Source organism: Aquitalea aquatica, from assembly GCF_013911085.1.
In the GTDB taxonomy this organism is placed as follows: domain Bacteria; phylum Pseudomonadota; class Gammaproteobacteria; order Burkholderiales; family Chromobacteriaceae; genus Aquitalea; species Aquitalea aquatica.
In genome coordinates, this window is the sequence record NZ_JACERN010000030.1 from 128,045 (window position 1) to 149,726 (window position 21,682).

General features: G+C 60.6%; 26 protein-coding genes. 8 read left to right on the forward strand and 18 right to left on the reverse strand.

From position 1 onward, the window contains the following. Positions 1–114 precede the first annotated feature (114 nt). Positions 115–1,014: a LysR family transcriptional regulator gene (locus H2Z84_RS10875; protein ID WP_181835999.1), complete on the forward strand. Its 900-nt coding sequence runs from the start codon at positions 115–117 to the stop codon at positions 1,012–1,014. A 9-nt stretch (positions 1,015–1,023) separates the two neighbouring features. Beyond that, positions 1,024–1,749 (forward strand): hypothetical protein, encoded by a 726-nt coding sequence (locus tag H2Z84_RS10880; protein ID WP_181836000.1) that lies wholly within the window; start codon positions 1,024–1,026, stop codon positions 1,747–1,749. A 64-nt stretch (positions 1,750–1,813) separates the two neighbouring features. Here the strand turns inward: H2Z84_RS10880 and H2Z84_RS10885 are convergent, their stop codons facing one another. Beyond that, positions 1,814–2,383 (reverse strand): phasin family protein, encoded by a 570-nt coding sequence (locus H2Z84_RS10885; protein ID WP_181836001.1) that lies wholly within the window; start codon positions 2,381–2,383, stop codon positions 1,814–1,816. Positions 2,384–2,737: 354 nt separating this feature from the next. On the opposite strand from H2Z84_RS10885, the gene minC reads away from it, so the two are divergent. The 4 genes from minC to H2Z84_RS10905 are packed head-to-tail and all read left to right on the forward strand — an operon-like array spanning position 2,738 to position 5,494. Next, entirely contained in the window at positions 2,738–3,451 is a 714-nt protein-coding gene (minC, locus tag H2Z84_RS10890; protein ID WP_181836002.1) for a septum site-determining protein MinC, read from the forward strand. A 24-nt stretch (positions 3,452–3,475) separates the two neighbouring features. Continuing rightward, a complete protein-coding gene (minD, locus tag H2Z84_RS10895; protein WP_103524951.1) occupies positions 3,476–4,288 on the forward strand; it encodes a septum site-determining protein MinD in 813 nt (270 codons plus the stop codon). Positions 4,289–4,291: 3 nt separating this feature from the next. After that, positions 4,292–4,549 (forward strand): cell division topological specificity factor MinE, encoded by a 258-nt coding sequence (gene minE / locus H2Z84_RS10900; RefSeq protein ID WP_059286884.1) that lies wholly within the window; start codon positions 4,292–4,294, stop codon positions 4,547–4,549. 3 nt (positions 4,550–4,552) lie between these two features. Beyond that, a complete protein-coding gene (locus H2Z84_RS10905; RefSeq protein ID WP_181836003.1) occupies positions 4,553–5,494 on the forward strand; it encodes a LysR substrate-binding domain-containing protein in 942 nt (313 codons plus the stop codon). Between the two features lie 61 nt (positions 5,495–5,555). On the opposite strand, the gene H2Z84_RS10910 is transcribed toward H2Z84_RS10905, so the two are convergent. Further along, positions 5,556–6,710: an aminotransferase-like domain-containing protein gene (locus H2Z84_RS10910; protein ID WP_181836004.1), complete on the reverse strand. Its 1,155-nt coding sequence runs from the start codon at positions 6,708–6,710 to the stop codon at positions 5,556–5,558. Positions 6,711–6,911: 201 nt separating this feature from the next. Between H2Z84_RS10910 and H2Z84_RS10915 the strand changes: the two genes are divergently transcribed. Next, positions 6,912–7,367 carry a MarR family winged helix-turn-helix transcriptional regulator gene (locus H2Z84_RS10915; RefSeq protein ID WP_181836005.1) on the forward strand — a complete coding sequence of 152 codons (456 nt, stop codon included), beginning with the start codon at positions 6,912–6,914 and terminating at the stop codon, positions 7,365–7,367. 80 nt (positions 7,368–7,447) lie between these two features. Here H2Z84_RS10915 and greB read toward each other — a convergent pair whose 3' ends face one another. From greB to H2Z84_RS10945, 6 genes are all read right to left on the reverse strand, one after another. Further along, positions 7,448–8,002, reverse strand: a complete 555-nt coding sequence (gene greB, locus H2Z84_RS10920; RefSeq protein WP_103524948.1) for a transcription elongation factor GreB — start codon at positions 8,000–8,002, stop codon at positions 7,448–7,450. A gap of 66 nt (positions 8,003–8,068) precedes the next feature. Continuing rightward, positions 8,069–8,521, reverse strand: coding sequence for an NUDIX domain-containing protein (locus H2Z84_RS10925; RefSeq protein ID WP_181836006.1), 453 nt, complete (start codon positions 8,519–8,521; stop codon positions 8,069–8,071). A 107-nt stretch (positions 8,522–8,628) separates the two neighbouring features. Further along, entirely contained in the window at positions 8,629–9,594 is a 966-nt protein-coding gene (gene rluB / locus H2Z84_RS21300) for a 23S rRNA pseudouridine(2605) synthase RluB (RefSeq protein ID WP_258869380.1), read from the reverse strand. A gap of 640 nt (positions 9,595–10,234) precedes the next feature. After that, positions 10,235–10,867 (reverse strand): SMC-Scp complex subunit ScpB, encoded by a 633-nt coding sequence (gene scpB / locus H2Z84_RS10935; RefSeq protein WP_181836008.1) that lies wholly within the window; start codon positions 10,865–10,867, stop codon positions 10,235–10,237. A 145-nt stretch (positions 10,868–11,012) separates the two neighbouring features. Beyond that, the gene (locus H2Z84_RS10940) at positions 11,013–11,843 is read right to left on the reverse strand and encodes a segregation and condensation protein A (protein ID WP_181836009.1); all 831 of its coding nucleotides are present in this window, start codon (positions 11,841–11,843) and stop codon (positions 11,013–11,015) included. Further along, complete coding sequence (locus H2Z84_RS10945; protein ID WP_103524943.1) at positions 11,840–12,736, reverse strand: LysR family transcriptional regulator; 897 nt, start codon at positions 12,734–12,736, stop codon at positions 11,840–11,842. Before H2Z84_RS10945 ends, H2Z84_RS10940 begins: the two co-directional genes overlap by 4 nt. A gap of 101 nt (positions 12,737–12,837) precedes the next feature. Between H2Z84_RS10945 and H2Z84_RS10950 the strand changes: the two genes are divergently transcribed. Next, the gene (locus H2Z84_RS10950) at positions 12,838–13,830 is read left to right on the forward strand and encodes an arginine deiminase-related protein (RefSeq protein ID WP_181836010.1); all 993 of its coding nucleotides are present in this window, start codon (positions 12,838–12,840) and stop codon (positions 13,828–13,830) included. A gap of 81 nt (positions 13,831–13,911) precedes the next feature. On the opposite strand, the gene H2Z84_RS10955 is transcribed toward H2Z84_RS10950, so the two are convergent. From H2Z84_RS10955 to H2Z84_RS11000, 10 genes are all read right to left on the reverse strand, one after another. After that, positions 13,912–15,108 carry a tryptophan--tRNA ligase gene (locus H2Z84_RS10955; protein ID WP_181836011.1) on the reverse strand — a complete coding sequence of 399 codons (1,197 nt, stop codon included), beginning with the start codon at positions 15,106–15,108 and terminating at the stop codon, positions 13,912–13,914. 14 nt (positions 15,109–15,122) lie between these two features. Beyond that, entirely contained in the window at positions 15,123–15,764 is a 642-nt protein-coding gene (locus H2Z84_RS10960) for a site-2 protease family protein (protein WP_059287331.1), read from the reverse strand. 73 nt (positions 15,765–15,837) lie between these two features. Further along, a complete protein-coding gene (locus H2Z84_RS10965; RefSeq protein ID WP_103524940.1) occupies positions 15,838–16,458 on the reverse strand; it encodes an L-threonylcarbamoyladenylate synthase in 621 nt (206 codons plus the stop codon). A gap of 20 nt (positions 16,459–16,478) precedes the next feature. Beyond that, complete coding sequence (locus H2Z84_RS10970; protein ID WP_181836012.1) at positions 16,479–17,345, reverse strand: 3',5'-nucleoside bisphosphate phosphatase; 867 nt, start codon at positions 17,343–17,345, stop codon at positions 16,479–16,481. A gap of 3 nt (positions 17,346–17,348) precedes the next feature. Next, a complete protein-coding gene (locus tag H2Z84_RS10975; RefSeq protein WP_181836013.1) occupies positions 17,349–17,540 on the reverse strand; it encodes an oxidoreductase-like domain-containing protein in 192 nt (63 codons plus the stop codon). Continuing rightward, entirely contained in the window at positions 17,540–17,755 is a 216-nt protein-coding gene (locus H2Z84_RS10980) for an RNA-binding S4 domain-containing protein (RefSeq protein ID WP_110313344.1), read from the reverse strand. The genes H2Z84_RS10975 and H2Z84_RS10980 overlap by 1 nt, the downstream gene beginning before the upstream one ends. A 200-nt stretch (positions 17,756–17,955) precedes the next feature. Continuing rightward, positions 17,956–18,495, reverse strand: coding sequence for an AAA family ATPase (locus H2Z84_RS10985; protein ID WP_181836014.1), 540 nt, complete (start codon positions 18,493–18,495; stop codon positions 17,956–17,958). Positions 18,496–19,332: 837 nt separating this feature from the next. After that, entirely contained in the window at positions 19,333–20,325 is a 993-nt protein-coding gene (locus tag H2Z84_RS10990) for an asparaginase (protein WP_220272789.1), read from the reverse strand. A gap of 223 nt (positions 20,326–20,548) precedes the next feature. Continuing rightward, positions 20,549–21,094 carry a hypothetical protein gene (locus H2Z84_RS10995; RefSeq protein WP_181836153.1) on the reverse strand — a complete coding sequence of 182 codons (546 nt, stop codon included), beginning with the start codon at positions 21,092–21,094 and terminating at the stop codon, positions 20,549–20,551. Between the two features lie 64 nt (positions 21,095–21,158). Continuing rightward, complete coding sequence (locus tag H2Z84_RS11000) at positions 21,159–21,674, reverse strand: hypothetical protein (protein WP_181836015.1); 516 nt, start codon at positions 21,672–21,674, stop codon at positions 21,159–21,161. Positions 21,675–21,682 lie beyond the last annotated feature (8 nt).

The window sequence follows — 21,682 nt, forward strand, 5'->3', positions numbered from 1 at the left end:
AGTGCTTGAAAAACTGCCTTATCACTTGCATCGGGTTGGTGAAACAGATAATAAACGCGAGTGATTCCTGTTGATAGCGAAATGATCTGAACAGCTAATTCAAAAAATTCGAACATGAAAATATCTCTGGATGCCCTACTGGTACTGGATGCCATCGATCGCAACGGTAGCTTTGCCGCCGCTGCGGACGAACTGCACCGGGTAACATCAGCCGTCAGCTACGTGATCCAGAAGCTGGAACAAGACCTGGATGTCCAACTATTCGACCGTAGCGGACACCGCGCCCGCCTGACCGCCGCCGGACAAGTCCTGCTGCGCGATGGCCGCAATCTGCTGGATGCCGCACGCACGGTAGAACACCGCCTGCTGCAACAGGCTGCCGGCTGGGAAAGCGAGCTGGTCATCACCATCGGTGATCTCGTCCCCTTTGAGCAACTCATTCCGCTCATCGCCCGCTTCGACCAGCTGGGTAGTGGCACGCAGTTGCGCTTTACCCGCGAGGTATTCGGTGGCATCTGGGATGCGCTATATGACGCACGCGCCGACCTGGTACTGGGGGCGCCCGGCCACCCTCCTGCAGGCGACTATTTCCACCGGGAAATCGGCTCTGTTGATTTCGTGTTTCTGGTCAGCCCACAACACCCACTAGCCGCTGCACCCGAGCCACTGGCGGCGCATACTCTGCGCCAGCACCGGATTATTTCCTTGGGCGACACCTCGCGCCGCTTACCGACACGAACTGCAGGCATACTTAACGGGCAGGACGTACTGACCGTCCATACACTGGATGCAAAGCTGGCACTGATGATCGCAGGGCTGGGTATTGGCTACCTGCCGCGCATGCTCGCCGCTCCCTATCTGCAAAACGGCCAACTTGTGGAAAAATCACTCAAGGAAAAGCGCAGTTGCACCAAGATGTTTTACGCATGGAAAGAAGAATCTCCCGGCAAAGCACTCGCCTGGTTTATTGACAACCTGGCACTCGCCATCCAGCAACAGCAACTGATCATATAAGGCCAAGCGATGTTTCAGCCTCAGGGCAGCGCTCCTCATCTGCACTGGCTCAGCCAGCGCCTGCAAGCACGCACCCTGCTGCGCGCGGCGGGCGCACGCCTGCCCGCGTGGCTGCCAGCAGACTGGCAAGGCTTTGCCGGAGAGCGCTGCTGGCTGGATCTGGCAACAGATGATAGCGGCCGCTTGCTGGAACGTGCCGAGCATTGCCGGCAACACGACATTGCCTTGCTGGAGGTGTGTGGCCAATGGCTGCCACAAGGTGAGCAGTTTGGTTTCATGCTGCTTTGTGGCGGCGAATTACCCGCCACCAGCGAAGCCCGTAGCTGGTTGGATTGCGCGGCTCCGCTAGCCGGCGGCTGGCTGCATTGCGGGCCGCTGGGCAGTGCCCGCTATACGCTGCATGTCATCAACGCCATGCGCCATACCTGGCAACTGGCCTTACAAGCACTGCCGGCCACTGGCCAGCCTTCCTGCATCAACTGGGAACAGCTCATGCAGCAGCAAAGTGAACTGGCCGACAAGCTGTATTTGCTCTCTGCCAGCTATCTGCAGCGCCAGGGGATCGATGCTGCTGCATATAGTGCCAGCGAGGCACGCAGCAACTTCGCCCTGCCCGTTGCGGCACAAAGCCACTTTGCCGCCAACCTGGCCATCCTCATTGTGCTGGCCATGCAACAACGCGAAACCTTGCACAGCATGCTGCAGCAGGTGTTCTCCACGCTGCACAACACTTAGCCAACAGAATGACAGGCAATAAAAAACCCGCCGAGTGGCGGGTTTTTTGCATTGCAGCAACAAATCAGGCAGCGGCAGGGGTCGCCGGCTTTTTGCGGCTTACTGCAGCAGCAGTAGCCTTGGCCTGGGTGCTGGCAGCTTCTACGCTGGCTTCAGCAATTTCAGCACTTACTTTTTTAGCAGTCTTGGACACACTTTCGAAAGCAGCGTTGGAGCTGTTAACGAAGGTTTTCAGTGCGGAAACCGCAACATCGGAACCAGCCGGGGCATTCTTGGACAGACGGTCCAGATTGCTCAGCAGCAGCTTGTTCTGTTCAGCCAGTTGCTCTTCCACGAAGGAGCTCAGCTCACCCTGGGTAGCTACAGCTACGTCGTAAACTTCGCGTGCCACGCTGAAAGCCTGGTCCAGGCTAGGCTGCGCCAGGCTGGTTTGCAGCTCGGCAAATGCCTTGGGGTCTTTCACTTCGGTCAGCGCCTTGAAGTGCTTGGCGTTGTTGTCCAGCAGCTTGCGGGTCAGTTCCAGCTGCAGGTTGGCAAAGCGCTCGGCACCTGCCAGAACGATGGAGGACAGGCGAATGGCTTTGTCGAACTGCGCCTGGCCGAGAGCAGAAAATTCTTGGGTGTTGGTAAACATGGCTACTCCTGGAAATGTCGAAATACAACTCAGCTTTAACAGTCACAACAACCGTTTCGCCGCCAATGCTGCACAGCAGCAAATGTAATTTAACCAAATCGTTTGCACAGGTCAAGAAAATGTTGCGCTGCACAATTCCGTAAACAGCTATTTTGTATGTGTTTTTACAACATCAACATTCCAAATGAATGACAGTATTGCGACAATTACCGCTTGCTCACGGCTGGCTGATTTTTTTGCAGCGCAATATCAACAGAATACCGCGCCCGCCGATTAGTTCACCGGCATTGAAAGGGGGGCGGCAAGCCAGTACACTCGCTCCATAGAAGAAATCTATTTATATAAAGCCTACTCATGAGCTCTGCGGTCACCGCCTTTGACATCAAATCTGCCAGTCTTGATCTGCTGGCCCTGATTCTCCGCACGGATAATCTGGAAGAACTGACTACTGCGCTGGAAGCCCGTTTCGGCCCGGCCGGTGATGCCCCGGCAGAAGCCTTCCTGCTGGATGTGGAAGCACTGGCAGCAGCCGCCGATGCTGATTATGGCCGTTTGTTGCCCATGCTCAGCCGCCACGGCATCCGTGCTGTCGCCCTGCGCCATCCAGATAGCAATATGGCCGAGGTCGCCAGCCGCTATGGCCTGGCTTATGTACGCGGCAATACCCCGCCGCGCCAAAACCTGAGCGAACCGGTAGCCAAGCCGGTCGAGGTGGCAGCGGCCCCTGCTCCGGTAGCTGCCATGATCATCGACCGCCCGGTTCGCGCCGGACAACAGATTTACGCCCGTGGTGGCGACCTGGTGGTACTGGCCATGGTCAGTGCCGGTGCCGAAGTAATTGCCGACGGCAACATCCATATTTATGCCCCGCTGCGTGGCCGTGCACTGGCCGGCGCACGCGGCAACACGGCAGCCCGCATTTTCGTGCGCAGCATGGAGGCCGAACTGGTCTCCATTGCCGGGGTCTATCGCACTATCGAACAGGCACTGCCCGACAGCATCAAGGGCAAGCCTACCCAGATCTATCTTGAAAACGAGCGCCTGGTCATGACCGCGCTTGGCGAATAATTCAATTATCCAAAGGGATTTACCGTGGCAAAAATCATCGTCGTGACTTCCGGCAAAGGTGGTGTCGGCAAAACCACTACCAGTGCCAGCTTTGCATCCGGCCTGGCTCTGCGTGGACACAAGACTGTGGTCATCGACTTTGACGTCGGCCTGCGCAACCTGGACCTGATCATGGGTTGCGAACGCCGCGTCGTGTACGACCTGATCAATGTGGTGAATGGCGAAGCATCGCTGAACCAGGCCCTGATCAAGGACAAGAACTGCGACAACCTCTATATCATCCCGGCCTCGCAAACCCGCGACAAGGATGCCCTGTCGCAAGAGGGCGTGGAGAAGGTACTGAAGGAACTGGCCGACAGTGGCTTCGAGTTCATCGTCTGCGACTCCCCGGCCGGTATCGAAAAGGGTGCCCTGCTGGCACTGTACTTTGCCGATGAAGCACTGATCGTCACCAACCCGGAAGTGTCTTCGGTACGTGACTCCGACCGCATCCTGGGCATTCTGGCTTCCAAATCACGCCGCGCCGAGCAAGGTGGTGATCCGGTCAAGGAACACCTGCTGATTACCCGCTACTCGCCAGCCCGTGTCGACAAGGGTGAAATGCTGTCGGTGGACGACGTCAAGGAAATCCTGCGCGTGCCGCTGATTGGCGTGATCCCGGAATCACAGACCGTATTGCAAGCCTCCAACTCCGGTACACCGGCCATTCACCTGAAGGGCAGCGATGTAGCCGAGGCCTATTCCGACGTGATTTCACGTTTCCTGGGCGAAGATCGCCCCATGCGCTTCCTGGACGCGCCCAAGGTGGGCCTGCTCAAGCGCCTGTTCGGAGGTTAAACCATGTCCCTAATCGACATTCTGTTCGGCAAGCGCCAGAAAACGGCCGCCATCGCCAGAGAACGTCTGCAGATCATTCTGGCGCACGAGCGCAATGGTCGCAGCGCCCCTGACTACCTGCCTGCACTGCAACGTGAACTGATGGAGGTGATCTCCAAATACGTGGCGGTCAATCTGGATGACATCAAGGTGCAGGTAGAACGCCAGGATGACTTTGAGGTGCTGGAGGTCAATATCGTGCTGCCGGAGCATCAGCGCTAAACCATGACGCTGACCGAACTCCGCTACATCGTGGCAGTGGCGCGCGAGCGCCACTTTGGCCGCGCCGCACAAAGCTGCTTTGTCAGCCAGCCCACCCTGTCCATCGCCATCAAGAAGCTGGAAGACGAACTGGGCATCACCCTGTTCGAACGCGGCGGCCAGGAAGTGGCAGTAACGGAAATTGGCGAGCGCATCATCGAGCAGTCGCAACGGGTGCTGGAAGAAGCCGAAACCGTCAAGCGGCTGGCTGGTGAGCACCAGAACGAGCTGGTTGGTCCGCTCAAGCTGGGGGTAATCTTCACCATCAGCCCCTATCTGCTGCCCAAGCTGATTCCGGCCCTGCGCATTCTGGCACCGGACATGCCGCTGATTCTGGAAGAGAACTACACCGCCCGCCTGGCAGAAATGCTCAAGCGCGGTGAGGTGGATGCGATCATCGTGGCTGACCCCTTCGAAGAAGCCGGCACCATGACTTGGCCACTTTATGATGAACCCTTCGTGGTTGCCACGCCCAAGGGCCATCCATGGGAAAAGCTGACCTGCATCGGAGCCAGCCAGCTGACTGACGAGAGCGTCCTGCTGCTGAACCAGGGCAATTGCTTCCGCGACCAGGTGCTGCAAGCCTGCAGCGAACTGGCCAGCAAGCAGAACCATCAGTCCGGCCTCGCCACCACCTTGCAGGGCAGCTCGCTTAATACCATTCGTCACATGGTGGCCAGTGGTATGGGCGTCACCGTGATGCCATCCACCTCCATCGGCCCTGGTGATGACAGCCTGCTGTCTATCCTGCCCTTCCAGGAACCGGCACCACAACGCCGGGTATTGCTGGTGACCCGCAAGCAGTTTTTCCGCAAAAAAGCTGTGGAAACCCTGCAGCAGGCGGTGTTCCGTTCCGGCCTGGCCGGCGTGGACATGCTGGAAAACGAAGGTCCTCTGGGTAGTTGACCTGCAGCTACCGGTACAAAAAAAGCCGCTCCCGTGAGCGGCTTTTTCTTTGCGGCAAAACTCAACGGTGGGCTGCGCGCACCAATTCGGCCAGCCGGGCAATGCCTTCGTCGATGCGCTCAACAGCCGCATGGCTGAAGTTGAGGCGCAAGTGACCAATGCCATCCTGCGGATTGGGGTAGAAAGGCTCACCCGGCATGAAAGCAACATTGCACTCCGCCAGCGCCACTTTCAGCAACTCGCGGGTATCCTGCGGCCGCTTCAGCGTCAGCCAGAAGAACAAGCCACCCTTGGGAACCTGCCAGTCGGCCAGATCAGCAAAATGCTTTTCCAGCGCCATCTGCATGGCATCGCGGCCAATGCGATAGGTATCGCGCAGCGACTGCAGGTGGGCTGGAAACGCCGGATCGGCCAGCTGCTGCGCAATAAACCACTGTCCCGGACGGTTGCTGTGCAAATCAGTGGATTGCTTCAGTTTGACCAGATGCGGATACAGCTCGGGCGAAGCGATCAGATAGCCGATGCGCAGCCCCGGAGCCAGGGTCTTGGAGAAGGAACCGGCATAAATCCACGGCGTCTTCTTCAAGTGACTCACCAGCGGTGCCGGTGCTTCGCCATCGTAAGACAAGGCGCGGTAAGGATCATCCTCGAACACCGGCAAGCCGTGGGCATCGATCACCTCCGCCAGCGCACGGCGGTTTTCCTCGCTGTAGCAGGCACCGGACGGATTCTGGAAGCTGGGAATCAGGTAGGTCAGCCGCGGCTTGGCGGTGCGCAGGGCCTGCTCCAGCTTGGCCGGTGGCAACTGGCCATCTTCCTGCGCAACGGCGGTAATGTCAGCACCGAACAGGTTGAAGGACTGCAAGGCCGCCAGGTAGGTCGGCCCTTCCGTCACCAGTGGCGTACCCGGATCGATGAACAGCTTGGATGCCAAATCAATGGCTTGCTGCGAGCCAGACAGCACCAGCACTTGCTGGGCACTGCACTCCAGCCCCAGAGCCCTGGCCTGTGCGGCAATCAGTTCGCGCAACTGCGGTTCACCCTCGGTCGTGCCATATTGCGCCAAATCTGGCGGCAGGCCACTGAAGTCCAGTTGCGGCAGACAGCTGGCTGCCGGCAGACCTCCGGCAAAGGAAATGACTTCCGGGCGCTGAGCAGCGGCAAGAATTTCGCGGATCAGCGAACCCATCAGTCGTTCGATACGTTCTGAAAACATGGTAATCTCCATGACTGTCGCACCAGCATGTCTGCCATATTGCCGTGGCCGAGGGTGGTAAGCCTACGGAAGCCCAGCTCCTGCAGCAGTAAGGATGGTTTCTTCTGCTACCGCTTTATGGTCTGCTACTGCGCCAGCCCAATAAACAATAAACGTCAATTTTTTTGACCTAATTTACCCCTGACAGGGGATGTCGTCAACATGCCTGACAGCGATAACGCGATCGATTTGCGCGCAGCCATGGAAGTGTTCTTCCATGCCTACAAAGCCTTTACCGCCAAGCCAGACGAGATCCTGGCCCGGCGTGGCCTGGCCCGGGTGCATCACCGCATCCTGTTCTTCGTGGCCCGCTATCCCGGCCTGTCGGTCAAGGATCTGCTGAGCGCGCTGGACGTGACCAAACAGGCCATCAACATGCCGCTGCGCCAACTGGTGGAGATGGGGCTGATTGCCAGCGTGGCAGCCAGCCACGACAAGCGGGTCAAGCAGCTGACGCTGACCAGCGAAGGCCGCAAGCTGGAAGAAGCCCTGCACAAGGAGCAAGCCCGCTTGCTCAGCCAGGCCTTCAGCCGCATCGGCGACACTGCCACCCGCGACTGGATGGCTGTGAATGGTCAACTGGCGGGCCGCGCAGACGCCGAGGATGCCAAGCACTAATCCTGTCCCTGTGCCGACAGCATGTAAAAAAGCCCGCGTCTTCCGACACGGGCTTTTGTTTGGCTGCAGGAGATTTCGGCCTAGCTGATCTTCTCGTAGCGTACTTCGAGGATTTCGATGTCCTCGTCGCCATCCGGGCCGCGAAACAGCACGCTATCCCCCTCGCGCGCCTTGATCAGGGTGCGGGCAATCGGCGAAATCCAGCTGATATGACCACGTGGCAGGTCAATCTCGTCAACGCCGACAATGCTCAGCAGCTGCTCACTGCCATCGCCGCGCTCGATCAGCACGGTGGCGGAGAAAAATACCTGGTCAGTGGCTTCACGCGCTTCCGGATCGACCACTTCGGCCAGCTCCAGCCGTTTGGTCAGAAAGCGGATGCGGCGGTCAATTTCACGCAGCCGGCGCTTACCGTACAGATAGTCACCGTTTTCCGAGCGGTCGCCATTGCTGGCTGCCCAGTTGACCACCTGCACCACCTCCGGCCTTTCCTTGTTGACCAGCTGGTACAGCTCATCCTTCAGCCGACGCCAGCCACCGGGGGTGATGTAGTTCTTGCTGGAGGCCGGCAGCCGCTGCTCGACTGGCAGATCGTCTTCGGCCTCGTCATTCTCTTTGGTAAATGCCTTGCTCATACCTGCTTTCCTGCCTTGCGCCGCAATCCGCTACCTTACGTCGATAATGGCAGCAGCGGCAAGCCATCACTCATCGACCGGCCACAGCCACTCCTGGCAATACACCAGCAGATTCTTCGGCCGCAGCTTGACCTGCTGCAGTTGCGCATAATCCAGCCACACCAGATGGTATTGGTTGTCCGGCGTCATGCGTGCCAGTTCCGGGCCACCCAGCTGCAGCGTGCCGCGAAACTTGCTAGCCAGAAATACATGCTCGATACGCCCCTTGTGCTCCAGCGTGCACAGCTGCTCGGCCAGCCAGATGCTCAGGCCGGTTTCTTCGCGGGTTTCACGCACGCAAGTCATGGCCGGGGTTTCGCCGGCCTTGATGGTGCCGCCGGGCAGGACGAAGTACTCCTTACCCTGCTTGATACGCTGCATCATCAACAGGCGGCCATCTTGAATGATGACTACCGAGGCGCGCGGCCCACGGCGTAAACCCAGCAGGGCGCCACCACCCGTAGTGGCGGCCGGCGGCACTGCCGCGTCCTGCGAGCCCGCCGAAAGCAAAACGGGCGACCGCCAGGCGGTCACCCATTTGCAGCAGCGCGCAGCCAATGCCGTCAGCAACGGCCAGCTGCCACGGCTCACTCTGCCTTGCTTCCGCGGGTTTTCTTGCGGCCGGTCATGGTCAGGTCGGACCACTTCATCACCGCAGCCACTTCGGCTTCGTTCAGTTCGTAGAACTGGCCACGCTTCAGGCGCGGCGGCAGGCCCAGATTACCGAAACGCACGCGGATCAGGCGGCTGACGGTGAGGCCGAAGTGTTCGAACATGCGACGCACTTCGCGGTTACGGCCTTCCTTGATCACCACGTTGTACCACTGGTTGGCACCGTCTTCGGCACCACCGCGCTGGAATACGCGCTGGAAAGCGGCCGGGCCATCTTCCAGTTCCACGCCGGCAGTCATTTCCTTGGCGACTTCCGGGGTCAGCTCGCCCAGCACGCGCACCGCGTATTCACGCTCCACTTCGAAGCTGGGGTGCATCATGCGGTTGGCCAGTTCACCACTGGTGGTGATCAGCAGCAGACCGGAGGTATTCACGTCCAGGCGGCCCACGGCCACCCAGCGGCTGCTCTTGGCTTGCGGCAGACGCTCGAACACGCTGACACGGCCTTCCGGGTCGTCGCGGGAAACGATTTCGCCTTCCTGCTTGTGGTACATGATGATGCGCGGCAGGCGGTCGGCCCACTTGAGCTTGATCACGTCGCCTTTGGCGGTGACGCGGTCTTCCGGACCCACGCGGTCGCCCAGGCTGGCTTTCTTGCCGTTTACCAGCACCAAGCCGGCTTCGATCCATTCTTCCATCTCACGACGGGAACCGACGCCAGAAGCCGACAGCGCCTTTTGCAGGCGAACCGGCTCAATCTGTTCTTTGTCGAGGCGCACCTCGCGCAGCCGCTTGGACTTTTCTTTCACGTCCTGACTCGGGCTGCGCAGACGCAACTTTTTTGCCTTGATTACCAGCGACTTGCCTTCTGCGCGCGGTTTGCCCGCGGCCGGTGCACGACGCTGTTCGCGCGGGCTTTGTTCACCATCGGCTACCGGCATGGCGGCATTCTTGTTGCCAAAGCGGCGCTCGTGCTGCAATGCCTCACCACCCTGGCCTTGCAGACGCTCGGCCTTTTCCTGGCGACGGGCAGCTTGCTGCTGGCGGTTGTTTTCCGACTGGCTACGCTTGCCGCTGCCGGTGGGATTGCTCTGCACTTCGCCACGGCGGTTGACCGTTTCCTTGCGACGGCCGGCAGCCGGCTTCTTCGGCTCGGCTACGTTGCCATTGGGCTCGCCGTTTTCACCACGCACCACCTGGCCACGGGCCTGGCGTTGCAGTTCCAACTGGGCCAGTTCGGAACGGCTCATCTTGAACAGCGGTGCACTTTCATGCGGTGCGGCATGGGGTTGTGATTGCATCAGGTTGCCATAAGCATCACGCGGTGCAGCAGGACGACGGCCCTGCGGCTTGCCACCCTGACCCTGGCCTTGCGCGTCTTGCGGATTGCGCGCCTTGCCAAAGCCTCCCGGCTTGCCACGGCCCTGTTGCTGCGGGGCGTTGCCGCGCGGCGCATCGGGCTGACGGCGCGGAGAAGATTCGCGGCCCTTTACACGCGCCACCGGCTGGCGGGCGTTGTTTTGTCCTTTAGACATAAATCATGCTCTTTCAGTACGAGCGCACAGCAAAACGGCGTCCAGCCTATTCTGCCTGTGGCTCCAGATTGTCCGCCTCATCGTCGAGGGGGAGAGTGTCTTCGGCGTCATCGCTGCCGATCTCTTGTGGCTGGGCATCGGGTATGACCAGTGTTCCCAAGTCTGCCAGTGGTGGCAGGTCCCTTAGCGAAACAAAGCCAAGATCATCCAGAAACTTGCGGGTGGTGGCATACAGCCCCGGCCGGCCGGGCACGTCCTTGTGCCCGATTACTTCAATCCATCCCCGCTCCAGCAGGGTTTGCATCACGCTGGTGGACACCGAAACGCCACGAATGGATTCGATATCACCACGGGTAACAGGTTGTTTGTAGGCGATAATCGCCAGGGTTTCCATCACGGCGCGTGAATAACGCGGCGGTTTTTCCGGATTCAGCCGTGACAGATAGGGGGTGAACTCGGCCCGGGCCCGAAAGCGCCAGCCGCTGGCCAGTTTCACCAGTTCCACACCACGGCCACGCCAGTCAGCCTGGATGTCGTCCAGAATGTCGTTCAGCAGGCTGGCCTTGATGTCTTCGGTAAACAGCTTTTTGAGCTGGGATACCGACAAGGGTTCCGTCGCGGTCAACAATGCCGTTTCCAGCACGATCTTGAGATAGTTTAAGTCGGTGATGGTGGACATCGGACCAGGTCTCGCCCGGCCTGCGCACAGGACTGGGGGCGAAAAAATATACATTGCGCGGGGAAGGCGCGGATTTTACCTGATTTCCCGCTCAGCGACACGGTCAATTGACGCGCTACTGTCATGCGCGCAACAGTTGCGGCCATCAGCTGATGGCGATACGCACGTAAATCGGCTGGAAGGCCAGCTCCTGGCTGACCTTGATCAGCCCCTCCTTCACCAGTTCCAGCACGGCAATGAAGTTGACCACCAGGTGCGCCACGCCCTTGTCGACTTCGAACAGTTCCTCGAACGGTACGTATTCGCGATCGTTGAGATAGCGCAGGATCCAGCTCATCTGCTCGCGTACCGACAGTTCGTCCTTTTCCACCTTGTGGCTGCGCTTGTGCTTGGCCCGCGACAAAATCGCCAGCCAGGCCTGGCGCAGATCAACCGCCGCCACATCGGGCAGGCGCGCTTCGGCGCCCTGCTCGATCAGCACCGCCAGCCAGGCAAAGTCGCGATCAGCCTGTGGCAACTTGTCCAGCGCCAGCGCGGCCAGTTTCATCTGTTCGTAATCCAGCAGACGGCGTACCAGCTCGGCACGCGGGTCGTCCGGCTCGCCCTCTTCATCCAGCTGCGGGCGCGGCAACAGCAGCCGCGACTTGATTTCAATCAGCAAGGCCGCCATCAGCAGGTATTCGGCCGCCAGCTCCAGCCGCTCACCCTGCATGGCATCGACATAGCTCATGTACTGGCGGGTGATGTCGGCCATCGGGATATTGAGCACGTCCAGGTTCTGCTTGCGGATCAGGTAGAGCAGCAAATCCAGCGGGCCTTCGAAGCTTTCCAGAATCACCTGCAACGCATCAGGTGGAATGAACAGATCCTGCGGCACTTCCAGCACCGGCTGGCCAAAGACGTGGGCAATGGGCAGGCCGGCCGGCAGTTCCGGCGCAGTCAGGGTGAAGTCGGCTGGGGTGGTCTGGGTGCTCATGCGACAGAGTGTAAGCCAGGCGGGTGCTCTTTGAGCCATTCCAGAAACAGCCGCGCCGGGCCGGACAGGCTGACTTTGCGGTGATAGGCCAGCATGATGGTGCGGGCCGGCTCGTATTGCGGCAAAGGCAGCCGGCACAGGCCGCTGCTGATCATGACTTCGGGCAGGGCGCTCCAGCCCAGCCCGGCTTCCACCAGCATGCGCAGCGCCTCCAGATAATTGGATGGCTCGCGCACATCCAGCGGGGTGGCATGCTGCTGGAACAGGTTTTCGATCAGCCGGCGACAACGGGTATTGCTGCCGGGCAATAGCGCCGGGTAGCGCGCCAGATCCTGCAGCGTCAGCGCCTCCAGCAAGGCCAGCGGATGCTGCTGTGCCACGGCAAAGCACAGCCGCTCGTTCAGCACCTCGACATACTCCAGCGCCTGCTCATGCAGCGGCGGCTCGGACATGAAGCCCAGCTCCAGCTCGCCCTGACACAGCAATTTGTGGGTTTCGGCCGAGGTCTTGAAATCCACCGTCAAATCGATGCCGGGATATTGGCGCACAAACTCCGCCAACAAGGGCTTGAGATAGTACAGGCCGATATGCTGGGTAGTAGCCAGATGCAGCTTGCCGATCTGCGCCGGTTGCAGGCTGCGCAGCAGCTGGCCGGCCTGCTCGGCTTCAGCCAGGATGCGCAGCGCATAAGGCAGAAAGGCGCGGCCGGCCTCGGTCAGCACTGTGCGCCGACCGATGCGGTCGAACAGCTCCACCCGCAGGGCATCCTCCAGGCTGCGAATGCGCTTGGACAGGCCGGGCTGGGTGAGGTGCAGGCAATCGGCGGCGCGCGAAAATGAAGACTCGCGCGCGGCACTGACAAAGGCCTTGAGGGCGGCTAGATGAAAATCCATTCCAAATCATTATGGAGATGTCAAACAAATCCAACTTTTTGTTTGATGTGGGTCTGGCTACTATACCAGCACCATCCACACTTTGCCTCCGAAACCATTACATGGGAAATCAGAATCTACCCTGGATCGCGCCGCTGTCGCTGACCCGCCCGCCACAAGCACAACTGGCGCGTGCCGTGGTCATGGTGCGCCCGGTCGACTTTGCCTTCAACGAACAAACCGGTGCCGACAATGTGTTCCAGCATCGGCTGAACCTGCCGCCGGCATCCGTCACCGCACAGGCCATGGCGGAATTCGATGCCATGGTACAGCGCCTGCAGCAACACGGCCTGCAGGTGATGGTGCTGGAAAAAAGCCCCGACGGCATTGCCACTCCGGATGCGGTATTTCCCAATAACTGGTTCAGCACCAGCGCTGATGGCAGCCTGCATGTCTACCCCATGCATACCCCCAACCGGCGCCAGGAGCGGCGGGTGGAAGAACTGGCACGGCTGCTGCTGGGCCATGGCTACCAGATCAACCAGATCAGCTGGGTGGGCCACCCGTGGGAAGAAGAACTGATCCTGGAAGGCACCGGGGTGATGATTTTCGACCACGCCCGCCGCCGCGTGTATGCTGCCCGCTCGCAGCGTTGCCATCCGCTGGCGCTGTATCGCTACGCCAGGCTGCGCGGGCTGGAAGATGTCCAGTTGTTCGACACTGCAGACAGCCACGGCGTCCCCATCTATCACAGCAATGTGATGATGTCGGTGGGGCAGGATATTGCGGTGATCTGCGCCGACAGCCTGTATCAACCGGAACAACGCCAACGCGTGCTGGCCGCGCTGGAATCCACGCATGAGGTGATCCACATCAGCCATCAGCAGGTGGAACAGCATTTCTGCGGCAATATCCTGCAACTGGCGGCTCAGGATGGCACGCCGCTGCTGGCCATGTCGCAACGCGCCTGGCAGGGCTTCACGCCACAGCAGCAGCGGGTGCTGGAGCGTCACGGCCAGCCGGTGGTCAACCCCATCCCCACCATCGAAGCGGTGGGCGGCGGCAGCTGCCGCTGCATGCTGGCAGAAATCTTCCTACCACGTGTCGAGCACTGAAACTGGACGCCGCAGGAATGCAATAAAAAAGCCGGAACACATGGTTCCGGCTTTTTGACTGACTGCTAACTGTGTGGTGAATCAGAAACCCAGCCCCATGGCGGCGCGCACGTCAGTCATGGTTTCTTTTGCCACTTGCTCGGCACGGCGACAGCCTTCGAACACGATTTCCTTGACCCGGTCCGGATGGGTCAGATACTGCTCGGCGCGCTCGAACATCGGCTGCTGCTCGCGCAGCACGCCTTCGATCACCGGTTGCTTGCAATCCAGACAGCCGATGCCGGCGCTGGTACAGCCCTGCTTCACCCATTCGCGGGTTTCATGATCGCTGTACACCTGGTGCAGCTGCCATACCGGGCATTTTTCCGGATTGCCGGCATCGGTACGGCGTACGCGGGCCGGATCGGTCGGCATGGCCTTGACCTTCTTGCTCACCTGCTCCGGTGCTTCGCGCATGGTGATGGTGTTGCCGTAGGACTTGGACATTTTCTGCCCGTCGAGGCCCGGCATGCGCGAAGCAGCGGTCAGCTTGGCTTCCGGTTCCGGCAGAATGGTCTTGCCCTTGTTTTCCAGCCAGCCGGCCAGGCGTTCGCGGTCGGCCACACCCAGGTTCTGGCTGGCGGCCAGAATCTCGCGGGCAGCTTGCAGCGCTTCGGCATTGCCATCCTGCAGGTAGGCGGTACGCTGCTGCATGAACTGCTTGCCCTGCTTGCCGATTTTCTTGGCGGCGGCCTGGGCCAGCTCGTCGAAGTTGGCTTCGCGGCCAAACAGGTTGTTGAAGCGGCGCGCCACTTCGCGGGTCAGTTCGATATGCGGCACCTGGTCTTCGCCCACCGGCACCAGCCCGGCCTTGTACACCAGGATGTCGGCGGCCTGCAGCAGCGGGTAGCCGAGGAAGCCGTAAGTACCCAGATCCTTGGTGGACAGCTTTTCGATCTGGTCCTTGTAGGTGGGCACGCGCTCCAGCCAGGACAGCGGTGTCACCATGGACAGCGCCAGGTGCAGCTCGGCATGCTGCGGCACCTTGGACTGCAGGAACACCGTGGCCTTGTCCGGGTCGACGCCGGCCGCCAGCCAGTCGATCACCATGTCCCAGATGCTCTTTTCGATGATGGAGACATTATCGTAATTGGTGGTGAGGGCGTGCCAGTCGGCCACCATGAAATAGCAATCGTGGCTGCTCTGCAGCTCTACCCAGTTCTTGATGACGCCGTGGTAGTGGCCAAGGTGCAGGCTGCCCGTGGGGCGCATGCCGGAAAGGATGCGGTTGGCAAACATGGAGCGGATTCCAGTTAGAAAAAGAGACTGAGCAGATGATACACCAGCTGGCGCAGCGGATTGAGCAGCGGCATGAGCACGCCAGTAAAGATCAGTGCGATCAGTATCCACATGCCATAGGGTTCCAGCCGCGAATACTTGTAGGCCAGACCCGGCGGCAGCAGGCTTTCCACGATGCGCCCGCCATCCAGCGGCAACAGCGGCAGCAGGTTGAGCACCATCAGCATGACGTTGATATTGATGCCGGCCTTGCTCATCAGCGCCAGCGGCTCGGAATAGCTGTTGTTCATGACGATGGCCAGCTTGAGCAGCAAGACCCACAGCACCGCCATGATGAAGTTGGCCAGCGGGCCGGCAGCCGCCACCCAGCGCATGCCGACGCGCGGATTGCGCAGCGCGCCAAAATTCACCGGTACCGGCTTGGCCCAGCCAAACAGCACGCCGCCCATCATCAGCGACAGCAGCGGCAACAGCACGGTGCCCACCGGATCGATGTGCTTGAGCGGGTTAAGCGTCATGCGCCCCAGCATATAGGCGGTGGCATCGCCAAAACGCTTGGCGGCATAGGCATGCGCGGCTTCGTGCAGGGTAATGGCCAGCAGCACCGGCAAGGCATAGATGCTGATCTGCTGGATCAGTTGAGAGGTATCGCCCATAGCTTCTTTTCTGTTTGGGTAAGATGAACCACTACTAGATGGGGACAGCCGGCCAGGGTTCCAGCCGGGCCGGCTATAAACCGAAAACGGCCGGATCGCCCTTGCCACGGCGCAGCAGCTCCACGCCGTCGGTCATGTCGATCACCGTCGTCGGATCAGTGCCACACCAGCCACCGTCAATCACCGCATCCACGCTGTGCTCCAGCCGTTCGCGGATTTCATACGGGTCGGTCAACGGCTCCTCATCACCCGGCAGCAGCAAGGTACAGGACAGGATGGGCTCGCCCAGCTCTTCCAGCAGTGCCAGCGCCACCTTGTGGTCCGGCACGCGCAGGCCGATGGTGGCGCGCTTGGGATGCAAGGTGCGGCGCGGCACTTCCTTGGTGGCCTGCAGGATGAAGGTGTAGCTACCCGGCGTGGCCGCCTTGAGCTGACGGAACTGGCTGTTGTCGACGCGGGCGTAGTTGGCCAGCTCCGACAGGTTGTGACAGACCAGGGTCAGGTGGTGTTTGAGCTCGATCTGGCGGATGGCCAGAATGCGCTCCATCGCCTGCTTGTCGCCCAGCATGCAGCCCAGCGCGTAGCAGGAATCGGTGGGATACACCACCACGCCTCCACCCCGCAGGATGGTGGCGGCTTCCCGGATCAGCCGCGCTTGCGGATTGTCCGGGTGAATCATGAAGAACTGTGCCATGTGTGTGCTTTTGTGTTGGTTTATGCCGCGTGCGGGGCGCGAATGATGCGCTCTTGCAATGCCTGCCACACCGGCTGGCAAATGGGCGGCAGGTCATCGGTGCGGCCGACGTCGCGGCCGCCTTCACCCGGTGCATGAAAATCGCTGCCGGCGCTGGACAGCAGACCATAGCGCTGGGCAATCAGCGCGTACTTGTGCATATCGTCCAGGCTGTGGCTGCCGCTGGCCACTTCGATACCACGGCCGCCAGCGTCCTTGAAATCCAGGATCAGTCGTTCGGTGAGCGTGCGACCCATATCGTAGCGGCCGGGATGGGCGATCACCGCCATGCCGCCGGAGGCAACGATCCAGCCCACTGCATCGGCCAGATTGGTCCATTCATGCGGCACATAGCCGGGCTTGCCCGGGGTCAGGTATTTGCGGAACACGGTGCGGACATCTTTCACCTCGCCGCTATTGACCAGGAAACGGGCGAAGTGGGTACGGCCTATCATTTCCGGGTTTTCGCATACCGCCATCGCCCCTTCGAATGCCCCGTGGATACCGATGCGGGCCAGCGAGTCGGACATTTCGCGCGCACGCTCCACCCGGCCATCGCGGATGGACTGCAGGCCGGCCAGCAGGCCGGCATGCTCGGGGTCGATGCCCAGGCCGACAATATGCACGGTGTGCTTGCCATTCCAGGTAACCGATACCTCGACGCCGTCAAGAAAATCCACGCCATGGGTCGCGGCGGCGGCACGGGCTTCGGCCAGGCCGCGGGTGCAGTCGTGGTCGGTCAGCGCCACCAGCGTGGCCTCGCGCTCGGCGGCGCGGGCAATCACCTCGGCCGGCGGCAGCGCGCCATCGGAGGCGTGCGAATGAAAATGCAGATCGATACTGGCCATGGCTTATTGTCCGTCCTTGTTGTGCCGCGCCTGCCAGGCGGCCAGCCGGCTGCGGTAATCGCGCAGTTCGGCTTGATAGGTGTCGAGAATGCAGGGATCGCAGCCGCTGCCGCAGCACATGTCGTCGCTCACCTCAAACGGCGGCTCCGGCAAGGGATCGGCAGCATCCGGCGCCAGCGGGAGCGGCTCGCTCATCAGGCGGCCACCACCTTGATGGTAAAACCCTGCCCGCTCACCACCTGGCCAGCGCGGATCTTGCAGGTCTTGCGCAATTCCTGCACGCCATTCACCGCAACATTGCCCTCGGCGATGAAATGCTTGGCTTCACCACCTGAGGAACACACGCTGCAGCTTTTCAGCAGATCGCACAGGGCGATGTATTCGGTGCTCAGTTTGTAGATTTCATTCATTTTTACACATCCATTCTGGACAGGCTTGTGCACCGGCTGTGGACAAGGCCTGCAACTGTTTGAGCGGAAAGCCATTTTTCGCACTGCCTTTTTTTTAGGCAGACACTACCGCTTTTCCACCTGCCGGCGGGACAGGGCTGTGGGGTAGCTGTGAAAAATGGGGACAAAGCCCTGAAATATAAAGGCTTTGTCGTTACTGCTTATTTTTTGGGCAAATCGGCACGGCCCAGCGCCTGCCAGGCTTGCGCCAGCCGCTCGGCCTGCCCACCCTGCAGCAGGGTATAGGCCACGCCCTGGCGCGCCAGTTCGGCCTGGTACAAGCCCAGCAGCCAGTCGCGCTGCTCGGGATGGCTGCGCAGCGGGTCCGGCTGCCAGGGGATGTCGGCCGCAGTCAACAAGGTGAACTGGTAGTCTTGTGGCCGGTACAGCTGCAGCAGGGCCGGCGAAGGCTGGCCAAACGCCACATCGGCCCAGATCTTGCAGGTGAGCACCGTGGTATCGCACACCAGCCAGTCGTGTTCTGCTGCTGCGTGCTGCTCGGCCTGCAACTGGCCGGCGGCAATGGCTTCGATATCGGTCATGCTCACCTGATAGTCGCGTGCGGCGTAATAGGTGCGCGCATATTCGGCCACGGCCACGGCACGCAAGCCCTGGCTGCACAAGGCTGCCGTCAGTTGCAGCGACAAGGTGCTCTTGCCGCAGGATTCCGGCCCGATCACGGCGATTCTGATGACTGACACTGCACAGCACCGGCAAAGAGTCTGATTATACGTCGGGAGCCAGCCTGCCAGTAGTGTTGCCGCGCATTTCTGCACACGGTGCGCGGTTTCGCACAGCCAGCGGGGACAGCCTTGTGCGTGAGCTGTGGACAAACAGGCTAAGTCGCTGAAAGCAATCAGGCTTCCCGCCACTGCCTGTTTTTTAGGCAATTAGCCGTTTGCCGCTGTCTGGCTGTGCCGGGCAGTGTCACCGCAGTTTTACACACTGCGCGGGGACAGCCTTGTGCACGGTCTGTGGGCAAGTTGGCTAAGTACATGAAACACGACAGGGTTTTACTGCCTGCCTGTTTTTTAGGCAATGGCCATTTTACGCCGTCTGCTGACGCTATCCACCGCTGCAACGGGCTGTTGCGCATGTTTTTGCACAGCAGGCGGGGACAGGCTTGTGCACCGCCTGTGGGCAACTAAAGCAAGCCACTGAAAGAAATGGACTTTTTCTGTTCTGCTGCTTTTTTAGGCAGCAGCCAGCAGTTCACACTGAGCAAGCCGTGATGGCCAACACAACAGGGTTTTGCACAAGCAGAGGGGACAGCCTTGTGTGTGGACTGTGGACAAACTGTCTAAACCATTGAGCCATAACAGGCTTTCTGCCATTGCCTGTTTTTTAGGCAGCAACCCCGTTTTTCCCCACTCCACGTGTACCACGGTGTGGAGGGCTTGTGGATAGCATGGGCAAGCTACTGATCTGGCAATGAAAAATACGACTGCCTGTTTTTTAGGCAACTCACCGTCACTGGCAGCAACAAGGGCGTGCCAATGGCACGCCCTTGTTCTTTCCCCCGGATTGGCCTGGCCAGCTTAGCTGCTCTCGCCCCGCAGCGGGGTCGCCAGCTGCTGGCGCAAGGCCTCGCCACGCAAGCCCTGCGACAGCAACACCAGCAGCTTGGCGGTGGCTGCTTCCGGTGTCAGGTCTGCGCCGGCCACTGCTCCGGCTCGCGCCAGTGGCTGACTGGCGGCATAGGCCCCTACTTCGACCGCGCCATGCACCACCTGGCTGATATTCAGCACTGCGCCACCAGCGGCGGTCAGCGCAGCCACGCCAGCAAGCAAGGCCGGATCAGCCGGGGTATTGCCATTGCCATAGCTCATCAGCACTGCGCCATCCAGTTCGCCCGCCTGCATGATCTGCCCTGCCAGCGTGCTGGCATGGCCGGGAGTGAGGAAAAAGGTGGCCAGCTTGAGCGCAACATCCAGCTTTACCGGGGCAAAAGCGCCAGTACTGGTCAGCCAGTGCTGGCGCTGCCAGTCGGCCTGGATGCCAAAGCGGGCCAAGGCCGGGGCATTGGGGCTGGCAAAGCCGGCAAAGCTGGCGGCATCCAGCTTGCGCGCACGGCAGCCACGCAGCAGCAGGCGATTGAAGGCAATGCACACTTCGTGCAGATCGGGCTGGCTGGCGGCCTCCAGCGCATCGGCCAGATTGCTCCAGCCATCGGAGCGCGAATGTACCAGCGGCAGTTGTGAACCGGTGACAATAACCGGCTTGGCCAGGCCTTGCAGGGCAAAGGCCAGCACGCTGGCGGTATAGGCCATGGTGTCGGTGCCGTGGATCACCACGAAACCGTCGTAATCGGCATAGCGGGCGATCAGGTCGTCCAGCAATTGCTGCCACTGCGCCGGCACGATGGCCGACGAGTCGATCAGCTGCGGGTATTCCACCACGTCAAAGTCCAGCGCCGGAGTACGGAAGCGCTCCAGCAACCGTGGCAACAGGCCGGGAACAGGGGCCAGGCCTTCCGGGGTGTGGTCCATGCCGATGGTGCCACCGGTATAGAGGATGAGCAGGCGGGTCATGATTGCATCCTTGGTCAATATCAAACAGCCGGCATGGTAGCGCAAAACCGGTCCGTTGGCGGCAAGCTACCCGCCAGGCAGCAAAAAGCCCCGCGACAGACCGGCTGTGGCGGGGGGCGGTGCGATGCCTGCTCAGCGCCGCAAACAAAATCTCGCAGAACACCGGGACCAAGGCGCGGCGACAAGGAGGCGCGGCGCAGAAACGGTTTTTTGTTAGCGCTGCTTAACGCAACGCTTCGCCAATGGCGTCATTCACAGCATGCTGGGCAAGGCCGATCTGGCCGACGATGAAATGCTGCAAGCCACGCAGATAGGGATCGTCCTCTTCATGGCTGGCATCCTGCTTTGCCTTGTCCAGCAGGCGCAGCGCCTGGTGGAAACGGTCGTCCGGGCGGTAGCCGGCATCCGGCGGCTGGCGCTGGAAGGGATCTTTGCCATCATCGATAGCCGCATCATGCATGGCATGCAGGGCCTGATTGATGGCTTCCACGGCACGGCGCTCGCCCTGCTCCACCCGTGGCTGGTCCGGGCGGGACAGCAAATCGCGGGCGATGCGCAGGTCGGTCATGGCGTGGCTGTAGTAGGGATGCTGCTCCGGCTGCCAGTGGTGCTGCTCGAAGCGCCAGGGCATGCCTTCATGCCACTCACCTTGGCGCATGTCGGAATGCCAGTCGTTGCCGTGCCAGTCATCGGCCATGGCCGATCCGCTTGCCAGCAGGGCCACACCAGCCAGCAGCAGGCTGACGACAGATTTCTTCAGAATCAACATGGTTGCTCTTCCTTGATTACCAGCGATTTTTTATTGTTGCGGTAAAGCGATATCACAGCCTGGTTCAACGCAGGGCGTCGGCAATGGCTTGTTGGGTGGCGCGGTGAGCATCGTCAATGTGGTGCAGGATACGGCCCTGCAAGTCGCGCACCCAGGGATCATCCTCGCGGTGGCTGGCATCACGCTTGGCTTGTTCCAGCAATTGCAGCGCCATGTGGAAGCGATCGGGGGCATTGAGATGTACATCACCAGGCTGCGGCTGCCAGGGATTCTTGCCGTCCTGGATCGACGCCTGGGTCATTTCCTTCAAGGCGGCATCAATGGCCCCGACTGCCCAGCGCTCGTCATCCTGCACCGGCTGCACATCCGGCCGCGCCAGCAGGGCACGCGCCTGGCGCAAATCGCTCATGGCATGGCCGTAATAGGGATGTTCGGCAGGATTCCAGTGCGGGGCGGCGGCCACCGGGGCCGGCTTGTACACCACCTGGGTACGCGGCGGAACCACCACGCAGGCGCTCAGGCCGGACACTGCGGCGGCCAGCACCAGCCAGCGACTACCACGCAGGATTTGCAGTTTCATTTGATACT